Consider the following 20,836-nt stretch of genomic DNA (forward strand, 5'->3'; position numbering starts at 1 on the left):
TTTTTTTTCCCATTTATTTTCGGAAACTCTTCCAGCCTCTTTCATTTCTGTCAGGATTTTCTTTTGTTTCTCCACACGGCCCGTCCCACCGGGATTGTGTTTAAATACGCAGATAACAGCCCCCTTCGCATCCCAAAGTATACTATGTTATCAATACGAGCCAAAAAACACAAAAAAAGGATCGCAGAAAAGGGAAAAGAGAAAATGAAAAAAAATTCAGACTAACTCAAACCAGTTCAAACCACTTGTCCCGCAGACCTACTTTATATTGGGCGATAAACATCGCATCACCAATATCAATGGCACTGTTCCAGTGGACATCGGTCTGTTCAAATTCATCCGTATCCTGTACCGGTGGTGTCATCATCCCTACGACCTCTTTCAGCACACGCAGGGTATCTGCCTGATTCACTTCCCCATCACTGTTAGCATCTCCGAGGAGAAGTGAAGTAACCCGGATGTAGTCATCTTCCGTTGAGATGGATTCACCTCCGTTTACCGAGAGAGTGACGGTATAAACACCGTTTTCAGTGTAGGTGTGCACCGGACTCTGTTCTGTTGAACTGGTGCCGTCTCCAAATGTCCACAGCCATGAATCCACATCTCCGGTGGAGAGATCTGTGAAGGTGACCGTCATTGACGGATCCCCTGTCTTGGGCGTTGCGGAGAAATCCGCAACCGGAGGCGTTCTGACCTTTACTGAACTTCCATTCAGAACGGAAAGCAGGTTGTTTTGCCGGGTAACGTTCCATTCACAGGATGTATTGGTCTCAACGGAAAAACCTGAGGCATCAGCCGGAAGCAGGGCCGCCGGCACTTCGGCTTTGTAGGTTTCACCGATATTTGCACCATCATGGCTCATTCCTTCCCAGATATAGACAAACGGTTTGTGAATTACCGCAGAACCATTGAGGAAAACCCCCGTATCAAAGGTGAAGTAATATTCTTTCCCGGTGAAAAGCTCTGCTGTATCAAGCTTCAGATGATAATCCCCACCTGATGGAAGTGGTTCTGCAAGTGGTGCATTGGTTTCAACCGAATCTGAAATTATTTCAGTTGTCACATTTGTATTATTTGCCGATGCAAATCCGACAAAGACCGATTCAAAGTCGAGGCCATTAAAAACGACAGAAACATTTGTCCGTTGACCCCCGTCTGTCCGGAAGAGGCTCACATTATTAATGCGGGTGATGGTGTGGTTGTAGACATTCGCCTCTGAAGATGATGTTTTTGCCTGTGCATCAAGACCGCTTCCGGGAAAAAGCACATATTCGGACGGGAAATCCCATTCTACATTGGTTGTATTCCATGTCGCATAAGACGGATTATCAACCCAGGTGATATTCTCCGCCGCTGCACGATACACAAGATTTCCAAGTGTGGTATTCAAATCAGTATTCGCTGCATGGAGCCGGTAGGTAAGGTCAGAATGGTAGGTTCCGGCGCTGAATGTGTCATTATCTGTTTGTACAATTAAATTCCTGTTTAGGTCAAACTCTGCTGTTGGTGCAGGTGGCAAAATCGTTACCAGGCCGGTCTTCGTAATTGTATCCGAAAATGCACCATTTGTGACGGATAGGCTCACATTGTATATTCCAGTGGTGTTGTAGATATGTGATGGATTTTCGTCAGATGAAATGCCATCGTCGCCAAAGTCCCATGCCCAGTCGGTTGGATCTCCGGTAGAAATATCTGTGAAATTCACCAAAAATGGGGCAGTAGCATTCGTTGCATCAACAATAAAGTCCGCATTCACCCGGCCTGCTATTCCGGCATATGCATTTATCCGGCCGCCACTGACACATTTTCCGGCGAGGGCGGGGATGGGATCTGCAGTATCCACGATTGCCTCCTTCAAATCAGCGGCAGTATAAGTGGGGTTCTCCGCGAGAACCAAACCTGCCACACCTGAAACCATCGGTGTTGCCATGGACGTCCCTGACTTGTAGCCATAGACTGACGTCATCGGGCCGTTCAGCTCCCCGATCTGAATGTCATCTACCCAGACTCCTCTGCCGGTGGTTGATGCATCACTTTTCAGCCGGAAGGCGATCCAGATATCCTTGCCTGTGTAGTCTGTGCCACCGAAATCTGTGAGATCATACGTCTGTTCGATAAAACCTCCTGTCTTTCCTGACAAACCTTTGAATGAAAAATTCGACCCATCTTCTGATATACCCAGATATGCGGGATCGGAATAAATCTGAGTATCAACCAACCACTGATACCGGACAACCGGGTTAGTTAGACCGACAAGGGATATTTTGTCCTCTTTTATGATCCACTGATCCCAGTTATTGTCGTACTGCCCTGTTGCCAACGAGGATGCCGCACTGATGTAGGTAGTGGTATCAAGATGCCATGCCTCCCGATCGGATTGGGTATTGTCATATTCATACCATCCGGCTGCAGATGAAAAATCATCACTGTAAACGCTCGTCCCTACCGATATCTCCCGCGGGATAGTGCTGTAGATGTTAGTACCGGGAGCACCGACATCGACACTCGTTGCACCATAATTGCTGAAGGAGGAGAGGGAGTCATCCGGTGCAGTGGCGGCTACACTGAGGATGTTTGGACTTTCATAGTTTGACGGATAATGAGGGCTGTCATCATTATTTGTACCATCATTTCCCGCCGCACATACAACAAGGAGACCGGAGTTATCAATTGCCTCTTTCAGCGCGGGATCATACCCGGTTCCACCCCATGAACATGAGAGGATGTCTGCCCCGTTGGTAACCGCATAGTTGATGGCTTCGATGTCATCCGTGCTCGTCCCAGTTCCTTCTGCATTTAAGACCTTGAGTGCCATGATTCTCGCATCCCAGCAGACACCGCTGACACCAACGCCATTATTCCCCACAGCAGCAATGATGCCTGCACAATGGGTTCCGTGGCTGTTGTCATCCATCGGATCATTGTCATCATTGACGAAATCATATCCATGGTTGCCACTCCCATCATCCCACATGTTTGCCGCAAGGTCATCATGCAGGTAATCGACACCAGTGTCTATGACCGCAATAACAATATCATCTGACCCTGTTGTGGAATCCCATGCTTCCTCTGCACTGATGTCAGCACCGGCCGTGGAAGGAAAACCAGAAGTCGACTGGCCTGTGTTCTGCAATCCCCACTGAAGAGAATAATATGGATCATTCGGCACCGCGTCTATCGTATAGATGTAGTTTGGCTGGGCATACGCCACACCAGGCTGATTTTCATAGTAGCTGACTGCTTCATCAACGGTGATGTCATCAGGGAGAGAGACAACCTGACACCCGGGTAGAACACCACCCACGAATTCCTGTGTAACAGTGGCACCTACAACCGCGTTGGCACTCAGTGCTGCCGAATCAAAGGAATCAGATGTTGTTTTCTGGTTATCATTCTCGTAGATAACAAGAACGCTTCCGGGCACATAATCAGGATAGGAAATTTCAGAAATATCCTCTTTTATTGAAGAAGAACCCTTAGCGACTGATTCCGCCTGGAACGGGATGGATGATACATTGAAATTTCCTCCCTCATCCAATGCTGTATAATTCAGAGTTGCCGTGGAATTTTCATATGCCACTTCACCGGGCACACCTGCGGTGGCAGGAATGATTCCGACTCCTGCAAAAAAGAGCAGGACACACAAAATTATGGGTATTGTTGAATAATTCAATCCGTTCTCCTCTATTAGTTCATTGATACCTCGTAGAGATAAATATTGATGAGGATGAACTAATTCCGGATAAAAATGGGTACATATGAAATGTACTGCTGATTACAGAAATTTTTTCATCTCGCACCTGACTGGAGGGAAAAAAGAGACACAGAGGATGGCAACACCCCCAAATATAAGGGAAAGGCCACAGATCAGGGTATTCGAACACCCGGAATATATCAAATATATGGGAAGGATACCTGATACAAGCCCGAATAAAATATAAGATCCAGCAATAAAAAGGAGAAATCCGACTAAAACTGAGGCCCAATGGAAGATACGATTTTTCCCGGTCCACCTTGCATAAACAAAGCAGAGGAAAAAAATAACAGCAAGAGCCATCAACAACATTTCAGAAGGCGAAGAAAGCTCAAGGGAAAACATATTTTCAAAATAATTCGGCATATATCTGTGTGGGAATCCACCAAAAATGGGCCAGAACCAGCCTTGCAGTTCATCCCACATTCCATCAGCAAGTTGATGAGAGAGCATGCCTGCTGCAACAAAGAGAAGGCCTGGATGCCGCCATTTTATCAGGATAATGACCCCCAGAAGAGCAACAAGGGCACAGACGGTCAGACTGTGAAAGAAGATCCGGCCGTATCCTATGCTTGGCAGAAAGATATGCCCAAGTGGTTTATCGATGATGTCCGGGAGGAGACTGCCTATGGCACAATAGATAATGGCCCGGCAGTCCTTTGTAAGATACAAAAGAAAAATTCCAAGCGTAATCCCAATTAAAAGATGGACTGCAGGAAGCACGGATTCTTTCCCCCGTATGTTCTTGTCATATTCTTCTGATTCCTTTCTGGTATTCTTTTTCCAGTCATTTTCATTTCTGTTTGTGGCTGGTCAGTTTTTTTGTTTACTATAAATGTCAAAATACCAAGTTGACTTTTATTGGTTTTTGTGTGATGGCCACATGCATCATGCGGGTTTCACATGAAAGAACACTGTTAATTCAGGGAAAATTATCATTATCCTCTTCTCCAAAAGAGGCCTCACCATAAAAACCAGACACCGTCAATGCTAATCGCAAATGGTACGGACGTACACATATATAATGTAATTCAGGTAGGTGCCCACAAGAAAGTAACCCATCTATGTTACTTATTCGCGTGTGTGACGATATGCCGCATCTCAGGGAGAATCAGTTTCAGCATCGCAAGCCGTACAGCGGATGTGGAACCAGGAATACAGAAGACCGCGCGCCTGTCAATGATGCCTGCTGATGCCCGGGATAGAAGAACCCGGGTTCCTACTTCTTCTAAACTGAACATTCTGAAGAGTTCACCAAATCCATCCAGGGTCTTTTCGAAGAGTGGGGCTACTGCCTCTATCGTGCAGTCATCATGTGTGATCCCTGTACCACCATTAATAATGACGCAGGGTGCTTCCAAAAGTGCCTCCTGAAGTGCAATCCGAATGGCATCTATCTCATCCGGTACAACCCGATAAAAGGTGACAGGAATATCTGCTGCTTCACTGAGCTCTTTAATCACAGCCCCGGATATATCCTCATCTTCTGAACGAGAGGTTGAAACAGTAATCACTGCACTCATAAGAGTGACGTCACTGAGATGGGTTGGGTCCATACTAATGATGATTGTATTGTAACCTTTTCAGAATATCGGTTATAGTTTTTCAACTGCACATCCCTGCAACCATGAAAAAATTTCTACCAACAATAAAATCACAGTTATTCATCTGAATAATCTGGAGACAAAGAATTGAAGGGAAATGTTAGGACTGAAAGAAAAATAGTGTGAAAATTTATTCAATCTTTTTTTGAGAAAGGGGAGGGGAAGGAAAATTACGAAAATTTTTTTTTGAGCTTTTTTTGAGACAGAAAGGAATGGGCTGAGAGAAAGGGGAGGGAAAGGAAAAGTACGAAAATTTTTTTTGAGCTTTTTTTGAGACAGAAAGGAATGGGCTGAGAGAAAGGGGAGGGGAAGGAAAAGTACGAAAATTTTTTTTGAGCTTTTTTTGAGACAGAAAGGAACGGCCTGAGAGAAAGAGGGGGAGGAAAAGTACGAAATTTTTTTTGAGTGTTTTTTTGAGACTGAAAGGAATGGGCTGAGAGAAAGAGGAGCGGAAGGAAAAATACGGAAAATTTTTTTGAGTGTTTTTTTGAGACTGAAAGGAATGGGCTGAGAGAAAGAGGAGCGGAAGGAAAAATACGAAAAATTTTTTTTGAGCGTTTTTTTGAGACAGAAAGGAATGGACTGAGAGAAAGAGGAGCGGAAGGAAAAGTACGAAAAAAAATTTAGCTTTTCTTTGCGACAGAAAGGAAGGGGCTGAGAGGAAGGGGAAGGGAAGGAAAAATTGGAATAAAGATCGAAATCTGATGAATTTATGAATTCAATTTATTTTTTCATGGAGAAGAATTATGAGATACCTTTGTTTCCTATGGAAGTCTAATATGTGAATTGGTTATTCAATTGATTTACTCGTTATTAGAACGATAAAAATTTAAAAAATGATTATATATCTTCTATTTTTTTAAAATTTGGATCTAAAAAAGAAATTTTATTAAAAATTTTAGAATTTTTTTTCGTATTCATTTTTATATGATCAAAAAATGGGAGAGACCCCTTTATTTCCATTGGAAAAGAATTTTGGTGTCATACACTCCTGTTAAATTATTAAAAAAATGTGCATTTTTTTTCAAAAATAACGGTTTTATCAAATTTGTACTTTCATGATCAACTTTGTTGCTCAATCACCCTTTCCAAACATTGTTGTACATTATTGAAGTACTTTATATATTATGAAAAAGAGATCATTAAATGGCTTTTCTTGTTGTAATTTTAAAAGCATGTCTGCTTTTCTCCCACACAAAATTTTCAGTTCCAATGGAAATTAAGGGGTGGGACCCAAAAGAAGGAAAAAAAGTAAAAAATTTTTGAAAATTATTCAATTATTTCGGCTTATTATTAATTTAGAGAGTCATTATGCTATTTTTACAAAAATGCTCATTTTTTAATTGTTCCAGTGGAAACAAAGGGGTGTAAAGAAATTTTTTGACCGAAAAGAAAGGCTAAAAAATTATAGAATCCTTTTAAAAACGTTTTTTTTTAAATCTAACACGAATTTATTGGTTTAAAAAAAAAGGAAATTTTTTTTACTTTTTTTATAAAAATACAGAAAGAGATTGGAAGAAATTGCGGCATCTAGAAATGTGGTATGTTAAATTGTGACATATTGGATTCCTTCCTCCTCCTGATCTTTCGATCAGACATTTGATCAGACAACAATTCCCCTCTCATCAAAAAAACTCAAAACCCTTCCCACCTGTTATGCCATATAGCTATTCAACAGTATATAGCCATTCAACAGACAACAAGAAATCATAGAATATATATTCCATATTTTCATCACATATTTTACCTGACGTAACTGACCAAAATATTTTCAGCATTTGTCTGGTACTTCTGTCCTCCCCTCCCCTCTCCTCAACTTTCCAGATTTCATCAAAATATTTTCAGCACCCAAAAACTTTCAGTATCATGATTGTCCCCCATCTTTTACTCTCAGACCAATCAGTTTTCATCTTCCATAGTTCATCCTTTCATAATCCATCCTTTCATAATCCATCTCCATCATCACACCCTTTCCTTCTCAAAGTCTGTAATTTCCAATAAGGGAAAAATGAAACCCCAAAAAAAATTAAAATAACTGTTTTTTGGCACAAAAATGGAATTCTAAGTGAATTTTTGCTGCAAGATGCCAAAAAAAGGGTTAATAATTGATGAAAATCGTCTCAGATAAATTATCTTAGATATAGGTTGATCATTCTTCCCGGATTTAATGCGACAATTGTTGTGTGTTATTCATCTGATATAATAGTGAAAATGCTACACATATTCAAAATAAACAAAAAACACAAAAGCATTTAGCGCTCCTGATATGGATCTCACTCTGTTTCCCAGTGCTTCAGTCTGCTTTCCCCCTCAGAAAACCAACCCAGAAAGATACCTTTAGTATAGGTCCCATCCAGATACATATATCCAATGGAAATACCGCATGGGGAGGTGACGAATTCAGATGGGGAACGATCATGATACATCAGATAACACATATGGAAACCGTGAAGATGCAGAGGATTCACCCGAAGAGGGAGAGAATTCTTCAATAGGACTTTTTCAGAAATATCTTAAAGATAGATCAATTTTTAAAAACCGGGAAGTGCTTAGGCACTCATACCGTCCACATATATTGCCACACCGGAAGGAGCAGATGGATACGATTGCATCTATCCTTGCGCCATCCATTCGGAATGAAACACCGTCAAATATTCTGATTTATGGAAAGACCGGAACCGGGAAGACAGCTTCTGTTCGTTATGTCGGCGCAGAACTGGAGAAAGCCTGTGGCTCAGTTGGTGTGGAATGCAATGTTGTGCATCTCAACTGCGAAATAATCGATACTCAGTATCGGGTATTTGCACAGATAGCGACTCTCCTTGAAGACGGTGAAGGGCGATCATCTGATCGGCCCCGTTCCAATATCCCAATGACCGGTTGGCCAACGGATCAGGTATATACCGAACTCAAAAATCTCATAGAGGCAATTGGTGGTGTCCATATCGTCGTACTTGACGAGATTGACAAACTGGTCAAAAAATCCGGAGATGAGACGCTGTACAACCTTTCGCGTATCAATTCTGAACTGAAAAAAGCGAAGGTCTGTATTGTAGGCATCTCCAATGATCTTCTCTTCACCAGCTATCTGGATCACCGTGTGCTCTCGTCCCTTTCTGAAGAGGAGATTGTCTTCCCTCCCTATAATGCACCACAACTAGTAGATATTCTCCAGCAGCGTGCTGATTATGCATTTAATGAAGGTGTTCTCGATGAGAATGTCATCCCGCTCTGTGCGGCACTGGCGGCTCAGGAACATGGGGACGCCCGTCGGGCGCTGGACCTCCTGCGGGTATCCGGTGAACTTACGGAACGCAAAAATGCAGAGATAGTTACAGAAAAACATGTTCGTGAGGCCCGTAACAAAATTGAAGCCGACAGTCTCATTGAATGTGTTAAGACACTGCCCACCCAGTCAAAAGCGGTGCTCTATGCAATGCTGCTTTTTCCCGAAATGGACAAACAGGTATTCACCTCCGGAGAAGTGGTTCAGGTATACCGCGATGTTGCCCTGGCGCTTGACCTTGATGTTCTTACCCACCGGCGCATCACTGATCTCATCTCAGAGCTTGATATGCTCGGTGTCATTAAGGCACGCCTCGTTTCGCGCGGGCGCTATGGGCGGACGAAAGAGATGTGGTTTGGTGCCAGAACGAAGAAGATTCTTGAGACACTTCAGCAGGAAGACCGTTTTACAGATGAACGGCTGAATCAGATTGATATATCTCGCTTTAAAACATTATTCCGGTGAATAAAAACATGGACGCCAAAGACTGGCTGCTCCTTCGTATTCTCGAAGAGGACAGCACACAGGAGTTGAGTGAGGTGGCAGACCTCACTGACCTGACTGAAGCCGAGGTTGAAGACCGTGTCAGTGCCATGGAGGATGACAGGATCATTCGCGGCTACTGCGCGAGTATAGACTGGGAGAAGGCAGGCGAAGGAGTGGCTGCGGCGACCGTGAATCTGAAAGTAACACCTGAACGTGATTTTGGGTACGATCGTATTGCAGAGCGCATTGCCCGGTTTCCTCAGGTCAGTTCTCTTCGCCTCATCAGTGGTGAATACGATTTTGAAATTCGTGTGACCGGCAGAAATATCCAGGATATAACCCGGTTTGTCTCAGAACAGATTGCACCGATGGAGCAGATTCGTGAAACCGGTACTATTCTTGTGATGAAGAGCTACAAGGAGAATGGGAGAATACTATATGACAGAAAAGAGGGAGAACGCCTCCTGTTCTCATTTTAGGGTGTAATTATGAGAGATTTTATTTCAGCACGAACCCACAATATTCCACCATCCGGTATCCGTCGGTTCTTTGATATTGTGCAGGAGATGGACGATGTGATCTCACTTGGTGTCGGTGAACCTGACTATGCGACACCGTGGGTTGCCTGTGAGGCAGGAATTGCCTCCGTTGAACAGGGTCAAACATCCTACACTTCAAACCGTGGCCTGCCCGCCCTGCGGACTGAGGTATCACGTTATCTTGGAAAGCGTTTTGGTATTCAGTATCATCCGGAAGATGAGATGGTTATTACGACCGGGGCATCCGAAGCACTTGACATTGCCATTCGGACGGTCACTGACCCGGGTGATGAGATTCTCATCGCTGATCCTTCCTATGTCTCATACTCTCCAGGTGTCATGCTCTCAGATGGCGTGCCGGTGCGGGTGCCCTGCCGGATGGAGGATGAATTCCGGTTGACTCCTGACGCCCTGATGGAGAAAATTACCCCGAAGTCAAAGGCTGTCATCTGCAATTTCCCAAATAATCCGACCGGGGGAGTGATGTCACGGGAGGACTATCGTGGTATAGCAGAGATCATCTGTGACCATGACTTGCTCTTAATATCGGATGAAATCTACACTGAGATGACCTACGACGGTGAGATGACAAGCGCAGTTCAGGCAGAGGGTCTCCGGGAACGCACGATTCTTATTAATGGATTTTCTAAGGCATATGCGATGACCGGATGGCGTGTTGCCTATTTGTGTGCTCCGAAAGAACTCTGTGACGCGGCACTCAAAATTCATCAGTACGTGATGCTCTCGGCACCGACCATGAGTCAGTACGCGGCAGTAGGTGCTCTGAAGAATGCTGACCTCGACCGTGAAGAGATGGTGACTGAGTACCAGATGCGCCGCAACCTCTTTGTCCGGGGTTTAAATCGCATCGGCCTCACCTGCCATTTGCCCCGCGGGGCGTTTTATGCCTTCCCCTCAATTAAGGAATTTGGTCTTTCTGACGTTGAATTTGCTGAAAGACTCTTAATTGAGCATCATGTGGCAGTGGTGCCGGGCAGTGTCTTTGGTCCGTCCGGAGCAGGGCACCTGCGTTGTTCTTATGCAATATCCCGTGAAGATCTGCGTGAGGCGGTCAGGCGAATTGAGGCATTTACGACTTCATTGTGATGTATAATTTATCTCAAGACCCTTTTTTTTCCACAGGAAATCATCACATGTTGGGAATAGGAATCATAGATATCATATAGAGTATACCCCCTTGTTTCCACTGGAAAACTGGTGGTCAGTGCAATGGTAAAAGATGTATTATTTGAGTCTTTTTCTCTTTTGCGTCGCTAAAAATCAGATTTTTTCTGTGGGCTGTGTCTGGGTGATACGAGTGTGTGGTAGCAGGATGCGGGGGCTAAATATTCGCCTTCTTTCGTTGTCAGACATAAAGCATTTCGATCGGTTTCAAACCCCTGCATTTCCACTGGAAAAATCCAGTATTCATTTCAACACGATTTATTTCAGACCCGATTGTAAGGTTTATGTGCTCGGTGTTCCAATGGTTATTTGATTGAATAATGAGCTGCACAATCATCGTCGGTGGGTTTTTTGGAGATGAAGGGAAGGGCAAAATCGTTGCCCATGTTGCCCATAAGGACAAACCGTCCATCATCTCCCGAGGAGGAGTCGGCCCGAATGCCGGCCACACAGTGAAAGTCGGAGAAAAAGAGTATGGCGTGCGGATGATTCCATCCGGTTTTGTCTTTCCGGATGCACGTCTTTTTATCGGCACAGGTGTGCTGGTTGATCCCAGAGTTCTGAAACAGGAAATAGAGTACGTCGGGGTTGAAGGGCGAATATTCATCGATGGGCGTTGCACAATAATTGAGGAGAAGCATATCGCGCTGGACCGTGCTGATGAACACCTCTCTAAGACCATCGGTTCCACCGGAACCGGATGCGGCCCTGCAAATGTCGACCGGGTGCAGCGGGTTGCAACGCAGGCAAAGGATGTGCCTGAACTTGCACCGTACATCATTGATGCTGCCCAGGAGGTCAACGATGCCTTGGATCGTGGCGAAACTGTCCTTTTGGAAGGAACACAAGGCTTTGGTATCTCTCTCTATTTCGGCACCTATCCCTTTGTTACCTCAAAAGACACCTCAGCATCTCAGATTGCGGCTGACAATGGTGTAGGGCCGACTCGAATTGATGATGTCATCGTTGTTTTTAAGGCATATCCGACACGTGTCGGCGAAGGACCATTCGGGACAGAGATGACCAAAAAGGAGTCGCATGAACTTGGTATCGAAGAGTTTGGTACTGTCACTCACCGCGAACGCCGTATCGGCTGCTGGGATGGGAAGATGGCGCGCTACTCTGCGATGATCAACGGATGCACCATAGGTGCTATCACGGGTATTGACAATGTTGATGAGGCATGCTATGGTGCAACCGAGTACAGTCAGCTGACCGAGAAGGCGCTCGCTTTCATCCGGCAGGCAGAAGAGGATATAGGTGTTCCCGTCAAACTCATCTCAACAGGACCGGAGATGACGCAGATCATCGATATAAGGTAAAAAATCAATGAAGATGGAAACAATTGAGATCCTCTGTTGTCCGGTATGCAGGGGAGATCTCGTGCTGACTTCGTTTAAGGCGGTGGAAACGGAGGAGGGTACCACTGATATCATCACCGGTGTTCTCCGGTGTGATGCATGTGGCATAAATTATCCAATTGCAGAGGGGATTCCAAATCTCCTTCCGCAAGAAAAGAAAACGGACCAATAAGATCCATAATGGGGGAGAGTGGCACTCTATGGCAGGTATCTGTGAAATACATCTAAACAGGCGGCAGATAAACGCGGTTGACACACCGCAAAAGACAATTGTTGAGCCCGGGACTAACCTGATTGTCCGGTTTATTAACCATGGTTCACCAATTCACCTGACACTGAAGGCCATAAATGCCTCATCGTTCACTGAATTTTTTCATGCAAATATCTATGTCCCGGATACTGAGGACTTTTCCATCCCCATTCAGGAATATGCGCCTTCCGGCGAATTTTCTTTGGAGGTCATCGTCGGCTATGGCACAAAGAGTGAAAAAACGCTCATAGAAGTGGTGAGGCCGGATGTGGATGAAACCTTTACCGATAGTCCGGATCTTCCCGATCTGGATGATGGCAGGGGTGGTCATTCTTCCTTCTCAATTGGCAATATCATCCCGGTATTCGTTACGATTGGGCTCTCCCTGCTTCTCTATATTCTCTGGTTTATGGAAGGGAAAATTATCTATAATTACATTGCCTTCGTGCTTCTCTTCCTCGGTGTCATCGCTGCATGGTTTTCGAATCGGTAATACTCTGGGCGGCTCTTGTGGCCGATCGTGCCGCAGGTGACCCGCCCAATCGGTGGCACCCGACTGCCTGGCTGGGCCGGATTATTGAATGGTGGGGAGTACCGGGTCGTTTCTCTCCTGTAGGAGACCGATTGTATGGTGCCCTCTGTTGCCTGTGTACGATTTTTATCTTTGCCCTGCCGTTCTATCTGGTGTCTCATTTTTTTTCGCCACTGTTCTATCTTATTGCGGGTGCGTTCCTCCTCTCTCTGACTGTAGGGTGGCGCTCCCTTGAGGAGCATGTCACAGCCGTGGAACGTGGGCTTTCCTGCGGTGGGGGCCGGGATGAGGTGCAGATGCTTGTTTCACGCAGCACGGGCGCCCTCAGTGATGAAGAAGTACTTTCTGCTGCCTATGAGTCGATGGCAGAGAATCTCACGGATGCGATTATTGGTCCTATATTCTGGTTTACCTTAACCGGCCTCACCGGGGCTGCTGCCTTCCGTGCTGCAAATACCATGGACGCGATGCTTGGGTATCGTGACCATCGTCGGTATATTGGCTGGTTCCCGGCCCGTCTGGACGACGTGCTCTGTTACCTCCCTGCACGGTTCGCCGGTCTCTGTCTCATCCTTTGGTTTCTTCCCTTTGGGCGTGCCGGTGCAGCCTGGCGGTGTATGCGTCGTGATGCCCATCTTCGACCAGGGTATAACGGTGGCATCACGATGGCGCTTGTTGCCGGTGGAACGGGGATTGCCTTTGTAAAAACAGGTGTTTATACCATTGGGAATGGTGAACAGAGCCTCCGGGAAGGCGGGCCGGCCATCGTATCTGCAGTTCGTGGGGCAACCATTATCTGTGCCATCATCTGCACTGCAGCGCTCCTCATGGCGGGTGTTTATCTTCCTCTTCTCCCCTGAAGGGGCATGACACAGACGTTCCGGGGTGTCCCTGACCATCTATTTATTGCCGTTCCACAACAAGACGTACAGACAATGAAACTTGAAGAGCTCAGGTTTGGGACTGAACTCGTGAAGCGCGGCTTTGCAGCAATGCAGAAAGGCGGCGTCATCATGGATGTTGTGAATGCAGAACAGGCAGCTATCGCAGAAGAGGCTGGTGCTGTTGCTGTAATGGCACTCGAGCGTGTCCCGGCTGATATCCGCAAGGCTGGCGGAGTTGCACGGATGGCAGATCCGGCAAAGATTGCAGAAATAATTGAGACTGTCTCCATCCCGGTGATGGGGAAGGCGCGTATTGGTCATTTTGTCGAGGCACAGGTGCTTGAGGCGCTGGGTGTCGACATGATTGACGAGTCTGAGGTGTTAACGCCGGCGGATCCGACGTATCATATTGTGAAGACCGCATTTACAGTACCCTTCGTCTGTGGTGCACGCAATCTTGGTGAGGCGTGCCGTCGTATCAATGAGGGTGCTGCGATGATCCGGACGAAAGGAGAGGCCGGTACCGGTAATGTGGTAGAGGCAGTACGGCATATGCGGGCCATCACTTCAGAGATTCACGAGCTGCAGGGTATGAACGATATTGAGATCGCCGCCCGGGCACGATTCATCGAGGCGCCCTTTGAAATAATGAAGGATTGTGCTGTCCGTGGCCGCCTGCCGGTTGTAAATTTCTCTGCGGGGGGTATCGCAACACCCTGTGATGCAGCGATGATGATGCAGCTTGGCTGTGACGGTGTCTTCGTGGGATCTGGTATTTTCAAGTCCGAGACACCTGCAGAGATGGCACTGGCCATCGTTGAGGCAGTAAACCACTATGATGATGCTTCAATCATTGCAGATGTATCCCGTGGCCTTGGTGGTGCGATGCCGGGCCTGGATATTGACACACTACCAGAAGATCAGGTGTACCGGAACCGTGGGCATTAATATCGGTGTCTGTGCCCTGCAGGGCGATGTTTCCGAGCATATAACAGCATTTGAAGCGGCCCTCTCTGCATCAGGGCAGGAAGGAGAAGTTTTCTCTTTCCGCCGCGCAGAGGATATTTCCCGTTGTGATGCAATTGTGCTTCCAGGCGGGGAGTCTACCACCATCTCCCGTCTGCTCCACAAAAACGATATGTATGGCCCGCTCCGTGCATTCAGAGGGGGAATCTTTGCGACCTGTGCAGGGATGGTTCTTATTGGTCGGGAAATTGATGACCCACGGATCGAACCGCTTGGTATCATGGATATCACGGTTGGGAGAAATGCATTTGGCCGTCAACGTGATTCCTGCGAGATGGCGGTTACAATAACTGGTGATGAAAAGCCATTCTGTGGCTACTTCATCAGGGCACCTGTCATTATCTCAGTCGGACCGGAGGCGGAGCCGCTCTGTTACGCTGACCACATCGTCGGCGCTGTACAGGGCCCGCATATGGCCCTCTCCTTTCACCCCGAACTGGGCGGAGATCTTCGTCTTCATCTACTCTTTCTGGAACGTCTCGGTGCATACAAAGTTGCACCATAGGCATGTCCGGCGGGGTTATTTCCTTTTTTTGGATACATGATGCGGGATTGCTGATAGTATGGCTGTCAATTATTAGCCTTTCGGGGGATGTGAAAGGTAAATGAACCCCCAGGGCCCCCGGTTTCTATTTCTATTGTTCCACGCATCTGGCGGGTAAGGACGTTTATGAGTTTGATCCCAAGGGAGTCGAGGCTTGTTACATCAAAATCGGCGGGCAGACCGCAGCCGTCATCACGGGCTGAGAGAATGTACTCATCATCAGTTTCGTCCAGTCCAATGGTTATTGTTCCTTTTGCTCTTCCTTTAAATCCGTGTTTCAGGGAATTTGATACAAGTTCGTTTACGATAAGGCCGCAGGGGAGGGCGGTGTCGAGATCCATTGCATGGACAGTGATGGAGAAGTCCACCGTGATAGCAGTCTCCAGAGAGTATGAGGCAATCACTTCTGACGTTAGGTTCCTGAGGTATCCCGACGGATCTATGGATGCAAGGTTTTCTGACTGGTAAAGGGATTCATGCACGAGTGCCATCGATTTGATACGATTCTGGCTCTCGCGAAGGCGTTCTAGGCTTTCCTGGTCGGTGATCTTGTCCGATTGCAGGGATATGAGTGATGAAATGACCTGCATATTGTTCTTGACACGGTGGTGCACCTCCTTCAGGAGCACCTCTTTTTCCTGCAGGGATCGCCGTAGTTCATCTTCGGCTTCCTTTCGTGAAGTGATGTCCATAATAGAGGCGAGATATCGGTCAGTTCCGGGAATGGGTGACGTCCAGCAGATAACATTCCGGTATGTACCGTCACGAACCATAAATTGCACTTCATATTCCCGTGGCTGCATTGCGGGCATCCGGCCGGCATCGATCTCCGGTGGCCATTGTATGTAAGAAGACTCGGGTGTTTCTTCGCCCTCTCGCCGGGTTCCACCGTGGATAAAATCCTGCCATTCCATCCTATCCTCCACCTCTGCCTTGGTATAGCCACTGAGGCGTTCGAAACGGGTATTGATGAGAGTCAGCCTTCCTTCCCTGGTCAGAATAGCAGTAGCTGCACCGCCCACCTCAAAGAGGGTCCGGTAGTTTGCTTCTGAGAGGCGCATCTCCTCCTGCAATCTCCGTGCCTCGGTGACGTCATCTGCAGAGTAGAGTACAGCGGAAACAAGTCCGTTGTCGTTCCGGAGGGCTGTAAAATGGCCCGCAATAATTCGTTCTCCTTTCTGCGTCAGAACAGGATATTCAAAAGAATTGTTCAATTCCATTTTTCCTGAGAGTATCAGGTTGAATCGATGGCTTTCATCGTCACGAATATTTTCAGAGAGAAAGGTGGAAAACCAGTCATTGCCGGTGATCATAGATTCGTCTTTCCCAAGCACTTCAGCCGTCCGTCGGTTTGCAAGTGCGATGGTGTGATTTGCCTGTATCACAAAGAGCATCACCCCTGCGGTGTTGAGATAGGTCTGGGAACGCAGACGTTCCTGTTCACGTTCCTTCTCTGCGATTTTTCGTGCAGTGATATCGGTCACTGTGAGCACCACTGATTTGCCATACCCATTGCCGACAGAGAGTAGCATAATAACCTCATCTCCGTTTTTGCGGATGAATCGTGTCTCCACATCTGTTGCGGAACGAACATCTGCGATGGCAGAAAAAAAGGCCTCCATCTCTTTTGTGTCTTTCCAGATGCGGGAGAGATGTGCTCCCCGTAATTCACCTGGGCGGTAGGCGAGCATCCGTTCAAGGCGGCCGTTCACCTCACTGATAATGAGGCCAGGGTAATCGATGAGGAGAATACCTGCCTGTGATGTGGTAAAAATCGCTTCATAGCTTTCTTTTTCCTTGTTTACCTCTCCTGAAAGAAGTGATATTGCAACACCTGCTCCTACGAGAACAATGGAATTAACAAAGATGAGATAGGGTTCTGCAAGGACTGCGATGAACGGATAGTGCAGGAGCATATTGAGGATCCCAACGATGAGTGAGAATGAGATGCCCCGTTCAGGAAAGCGGTAGGCGACAAAGATTATGGGAATTAAAAAAAGATATGGCGTCAGGTTTGTGATCCCTATAGATATGCCATAGAGAATGATGACAACTGAAATGATACTGAATGTGAGGATGACTGCAACCCAGAAATTCAGGTGCCAGTAGCTATTGGTTTCGGTGGACCTTTCGGTTCTCCGTATACCCTCCATATATATCCATTGTTTTTCTCATATTAAATGCACGTGATATTTTAAGAAAACCTGTGACATACCGATATAGAGAGAATGTTCTGGATTATTTTTTACGTCCGAAAACAAATCAGATATATATTCAGTATTGCATATCAAAAGAGAACACCATTATATAGCAGGAATAGACATACTAACCGTACGGAGAGGTAGGAGTGGCACTGGAAATTGATGAGAGTAAACGGGAGCTCTCACGGGTAAAAGAGCTTCTGAAGAATGAACCACGGGGGCTTTCCATAACAGATATTTCCCGGATTCTCAATATGAACCGAAATTCGGTTTCAAAATATCTAAATATGCTTCTTGTTTCCGGGCATGTTGATATGCGATCGGTGGGGGTCGCGAAAGTTTATTTCCTCTCCCAGCGGGTGCCCATCTCTGCAATGCTTGACTTCTCTTCTGACTGCATCATCGTCCTTGATGCAAATCTGAAGATTGTGCAACTCAATGACAATTATGTTGATTTTTCAGGTTTTTCGCGGGAGGATCTTCTCGGCACCTCGGTTCTGGACCGCGAACTTCCTGTGCTGACAGATGCCATAGATCCTCATATCTTTGAGGAGGTGCTCCGTGGCCAGGATTTGTCGCGCGAGCTATGGTGGGAAGCAGATGGTGAGGATTTCTCGTTTTTAATCAAGATGATCCCCACAGTATTTGATGACGGGCGGCCGGGTGCCACAGTTATTCTCGAGAATATCACCGATCTGAAACGCACAGAACAGGATCTCAAATACGCGCTTGCAGAGAAAGAGCAGCTTTTAACTGAGATTCATCAGCGTATCAGAAATAACCTGCAGGTGATCTCAAGTCTTATCAACCTCCAGACCTCAGAGGTGGAAGATCCGGAAGCAAAGCGAATTGTACAACAGACGCAGAGCAGAATCGAGGCCCTTGCCTTGGTTCACGACAATCTCCATGACTCCCCCGACCACATGCATATTGCGGTAGAGGATTATGTGAAGGAACTGGTGGACTCATTGTTTGTCACCTACCGGGTTCCGCAGGAACAGATCCATTATTCTGTAAATGCTCCAGGGGTATTGATTGGTCTTGATACAGCGGTTTCGTTTGGGCTTATTGTTTCAGAGCTGATCACAAATGCGATAAAACATGCTTTCCCGAATGGGCGTGAGGGATTTATTGCCATCACCATTGTGAAAGATGACGGGAATCGTGTTGTCGTTTCGGTAAAGGACAATGGTGTAGGCATCGGGGATAAATATCGTTCAGGCGATGAGCGATCCATTGGCCTGATGTTGGTCTCTACACTTGTTGACCGCCAACTGAATGGGACGATGGAGATATCAAATACGAACGGCACCAGTTTTATGATACAGTTTATTGAGCAGGACGATATGCCGGGTTCATTGAAGAAGGAGTATTGATATGGCAAAAAACCTGCGGGTACTGGTAGTTGAAGATGATGCAATAATCGGGATGGATATTGAACACCGGGTAAAGAAGCTCGGGTATGAGGTGTGCGGCGTTGCAGATACCGCAGAAGAGGCACTTGACATTGCCTCCCGCACGCATCCCGATGTCGCACTCATGGATATCCGTCTGAGAGGAGAGGTGGATGGGATTGAGGCTGCCCGAATGCTCAGGGACACTCTTGCGGTGCCGGTAATATTCATCACTGCCTACTCTGATATGAAGATGCGGTCACGGGCACTTGATATGGACCCACTGGGCTACATCGTAAAACCGCTTCGTGAAGTGGAACTGAAAAATACCCTGGAAGCGGCAGAAGAGAAGATTCGTGCCGGATAGGTTCACCAGAGTGATATCTTTTTTTTGAAAAGAACGGTGACCGGATCCATTGGCAGTTGTGTGTGAATATCCTGTTTTTTTATTGTTTATTAGCTGAGTCCCGGTCTTCTGTCTGCCCATGTGTTGATAGTGGTATGGAATTTTCAAGGGTCAGCATCTCGTCTTGGGTCTGCCGTGATTTTTCTGTCTCTGCCCCAGTTTCACGAGGCTTTGGTTTTTCTCTACCGGGCCGCAGTGCATGTATGTGTCCGTTCCGTTTCGTACCTGCGAGGGGTGATCAGTGTTTATGCCGATGATGCAGATCGGGCCGGTGCGGGTGTTCATGTTCCTCCTGTTTATGCCAGTGAGGGTGGGAATGAAATCCGTTTTTATCCACTGGCGGTGCCTCCGGGCCGTGTATGTGATCATCATGGTGGAGATCATCATGGGTATGGCGGTGGGAATGGCGCAGTGGCTCATGGGTATGAAGATGTGAATGTTTTTCAGAAACCAGAAGCCAGGTACCCACTCCCATAAAGAAGAATGCGATGATAAATCCTGGTTCCGGGAGTTCACGGAATATTAGCAGGGAAACAATGACCCCGAATATCGGGTTTGTAGAGAAGAGTGCACCGGCCCGGGATGCCCCCAGAACCCGGAGAGATTTGAGAAAACAGACCGTCATAATCCCACCGAAACCGAGAATTCCTACAACCATCCCTGCGAGAATGAGTGGCGGTTCAGGATAAGGTTGCCCGAGGATGAGTGCAATAACCGTGAGGGTAATTCCTCCGGAGATGCCCTTGACAGAGACCAGCTGTATCGGGTCTTTTCCTGAAACATGGCGGGAGATGTTGGTGTCAGCACCCCAGAAAAAGCAGGTGAGGATGATACCAAGTGCACCAAGGGAAAACCCGAACGGGCTTGTTGGATCCCATGTAAGAACCGCACAGGAGGCGGTGATACAGGCGAGGGCCAGCCATATCCGGTTGCCCACCTGTTCATGAAAGATGAGGGTGGCTACAAGTGTCGTTGCAACAGCCTCAAATCCCAGGAGGACTGCTGCAGTAGCGGCGGGGGTATACTGCAGAGAGACCATCAGGGTGATGGTAGCAAGGATGGAACCAAAGAGGGCAGATCCTGCCATCCACGGCAGGTCACACCGTTCAACCGGGGCCTCGCGGGCATGGTTTGCGGGAAAAAATGTGCGCCGCATAAGCCAGTATCCAGCAAAGAAGAGGCCGCTTCCCATATACAACAGTGAGGCAAGAGTGACCGGGGCGATATTTGTCAGGAGTAGTTTGGCAAGGGGTGCAGCGGATCCGAAGAAGAATGCGGCTGCAAGAATATACAGCACACCGCGGGTGCTTTCACTCACCTTCATTGTAAGGAATGGTTGTGTCTCTTGCACGAAAAATATCATTGTGAAAAAAACAACGGCCAT

Annotated in this window: 16 protein-coding genes; 11 read left to right on the top strand and 5 right to left on the bottom strand. The window is 46.9% G+C overall.

All coding sequences use genetic code 11. The features are described from left to right. Positions 1–226: 226 nt before the first annotated feature. The 3 genes from L0665_RS07060 to L0665_RS07070 all read right to left on the bottom strand — a co-directional run bounded on the left by L0665_RS07060 (position 227) and on the right by L0665_RS07070 (position 5,310). The gene (locus tag L0665_RS07060) at positions 227–3,673 is read right to left on the bottom strand and encodes a S8 family serine peptidase (protein ID WP_274924993.1); all 3,447 of its coding nucleotides are present in this window, start codon (positions 3,671–3,673) and stop codon (positions 227–229) included. Between the two features lie 102 nt (positions 3,674–3,775). Continuing rightward, positions 3,776–4,477, bottom strand: coding sequence for a metal-dependent hydrolase (locus L0665_RS10860; RefSeq protein ID WP_420847028.1), 702 nt, complete (start codon positions 4,475–4,477; stop codon positions 3,776–3,778). 344 nt (positions 4,478–4,821) lie between these two features. Then, complete coding sequence (locus L0665_RS07070) at positions 4,822–5,310, bottom strand: MogA/MoaB family molybdenum cofactor biosynthesis protein (RefSeq protein WP_274924995.1); 489 nt, start codon at positions 5,308–5,310, stop codon at positions 4,822–4,824. Positions 5,311–7,849: 2,539 nt separating this feature from the next. Between L0665_RS07070 and L0665_RS07075 the strand changes: the two genes are divergently transcribed. The 9 genes from L0665_RS07075 to pdxT all read left to right on the top strand — a co-directional run bounded on the left by L0665_RS07075 (position 7,850) and on the right by pdxT (position 15,412). Then, positions 7,850–9,109, top strand: a complete 1,260-nt coding sequence (locus L0665_RS07075) for an ORC1-type DNA replication protein (protein ID WP_274925733.1) — start codon at positions 7,850–7,852, stop codon at positions 9,107–9,109. Between the two features lie 8 nt (positions 9,110–9,117). Continuing rightward, positions 9,118–9,609 carry an Lrp/AsnC family transcriptional regulator gene (locus tag L0665_RS07080; protein WP_274924996.1) on the top strand — a complete coding sequence of 164 codons (492 nt, stop codon included), beginning with the start codon at positions 9,118–9,120 and terminating at the stop codon, positions 9,607–9,609. Positions 9,610–9,618: 9 nt separating this feature from the next. After that, a complete protein-coding gene (locus L0665_RS07085) occupies positions 9,619–10,776 on the top strand; it encodes an aminotransferase class I/II-fold pyridoxal phosphate-dependent enzyme (RefSeq protein ID WP_274924997.1) in 1,158 nt (385 codons plus the stop codon). A gap of 398 nt (positions 10,777–11,174) precedes the next feature. Beyond that, positions 11,175–12,176 carry an adenylosuccinate synthetase gene (locus L0665_RS07090; protein ID WP_274924998.1) on the top strand — a complete coding sequence of 334 codons (1,002 nt, stop codon included), beginning with the start codon at positions 11,175–11,177 and terminating at the stop codon, positions 12,174–12,176. 7 nt (positions 12,177–12,183) lie between these two features. Beyond that, the gene (locus L0665_RS07095; RefSeq protein ID WP_274924999.1) at positions 12,184–12,387 is read left to right on the top strand and encodes a methytransferase partner Trm112; all 204 of its coding nucleotides are present in this window, start codon (positions 12,184–12,186) and stop codon (positions 12,385–12,387) included. 28 nt (positions 12,388–12,415) lie between these two features. Next, the gene (locus L0665_RS07100; protein WP_274925000.1) at positions 12,416–12,958 is read left to right on the top strand and encodes a DUF7524 family protein; all 543 of its coding nucleotides are present in this window, start codon (positions 12,416–12,418) and stop codon (positions 12,956–12,958) included. Then, positions 12,940–13,857 (top strand): adenosylcobinamide-phosphate synthase CbiB, encoded by a 918-nt coding sequence (gene cbiB, locus L0665_RS07105; protein ID WP_274925001.1) that lies wholly within the window; start codon positions 12,940–12,942, stop codon positions 13,855–13,857. Before L0665_RS07100 ends, cbiB begins: the two co-directional genes overlap by 19 nt. 75 nt (positions 13,858–13,932) lie before the next feature. Continuing rightward, a complete protein-coding gene (gene pdxS / locus L0665_RS07110) occupies positions 13,933–14,829 on the top strand; it encodes a pyridoxal 5'-phosphate synthase lyase subunit PdxS (protein ID WP_274925734.1) in 897 nt (298 codons plus the stop codon). Further along, entirely contained in the window at positions 14,819–15,412 is a 594-nt protein-coding gene (gene pdxT / locus L0665_RS07115; protein WP_274925002.1) for a pyridoxal 5'-phosphate synthase glutaminase subunit PdxT, read from the top strand. The genes pdxS and pdxT overlap by 11 nt, the downstream gene beginning before the upstream one ends. 65 nt (positions 15,413–15,477) lie before the next feature. Here the strand turns inward: pdxT and L0665_RS07120 are convergent, their stop codons facing one another. Further along, positions 15,478–17,604, bottom strand: coding sequence for a sensor histidine kinase (locus tag L0665_RS07120; RefSeq protein ID WP_274925003.1), 2,127 nt, complete (start codon positions 17,602–17,604; stop codon positions 15,478–15,480). A gap of 194 nt (positions 17,605–17,798) precedes the next feature. Here L0665_RS07120 and L0665_RS07125 point away from each other — a divergent pair, with 194 nt between their 5' ends. Next, positions 17,799–19,028 carry a sensor histidine kinase gene (locus tag L0665_RS07125; RefSeq protein WP_274925004.1) on the top strand — a complete coding sequence of 410 codons (1,230 nt, stop codon included), beginning with the start codon at positions 17,799–17,801 and terminating at the stop codon, positions 19,026–19,028. Between the two features lies 1 nt (position 19,029). Then, positions 19,030–19,413, top strand: coding sequence for a response regulator (locus L0665_RS07130; protein ID WP_274925005.1), 384 nt, complete (start codon positions 19,030–19,032; stop codon positions 19,411–19,413). A gap of 277 nt (positions 19,414–19,690) precedes the next feature. Here the strand turns inward: L0665_RS07130 and L0665_RS07135 are convergent, their stop codons facing one another. Beyond that, complete coding sequence (locus L0665_RS07135; RefSeq protein ID WP_274925006.1) at positions 19,691–20,776, bottom strand: DMT family transporter; 1,086 nt, start codon at positions 20,774–20,776, stop codon at positions 19,691–19,693. Positions 20,777–20,836: the final 60 nt, after the last annotated feature.

It is taken from the genome of Methanogenium marinum (genome assembly GCF_028912405.1).
Lineage (GTDB): Archaea > Halobacteriota > Methanomicrobia > Methanomicrobiales > Methanomicrobiaceae > Methanogenium > Methanogenium marinum.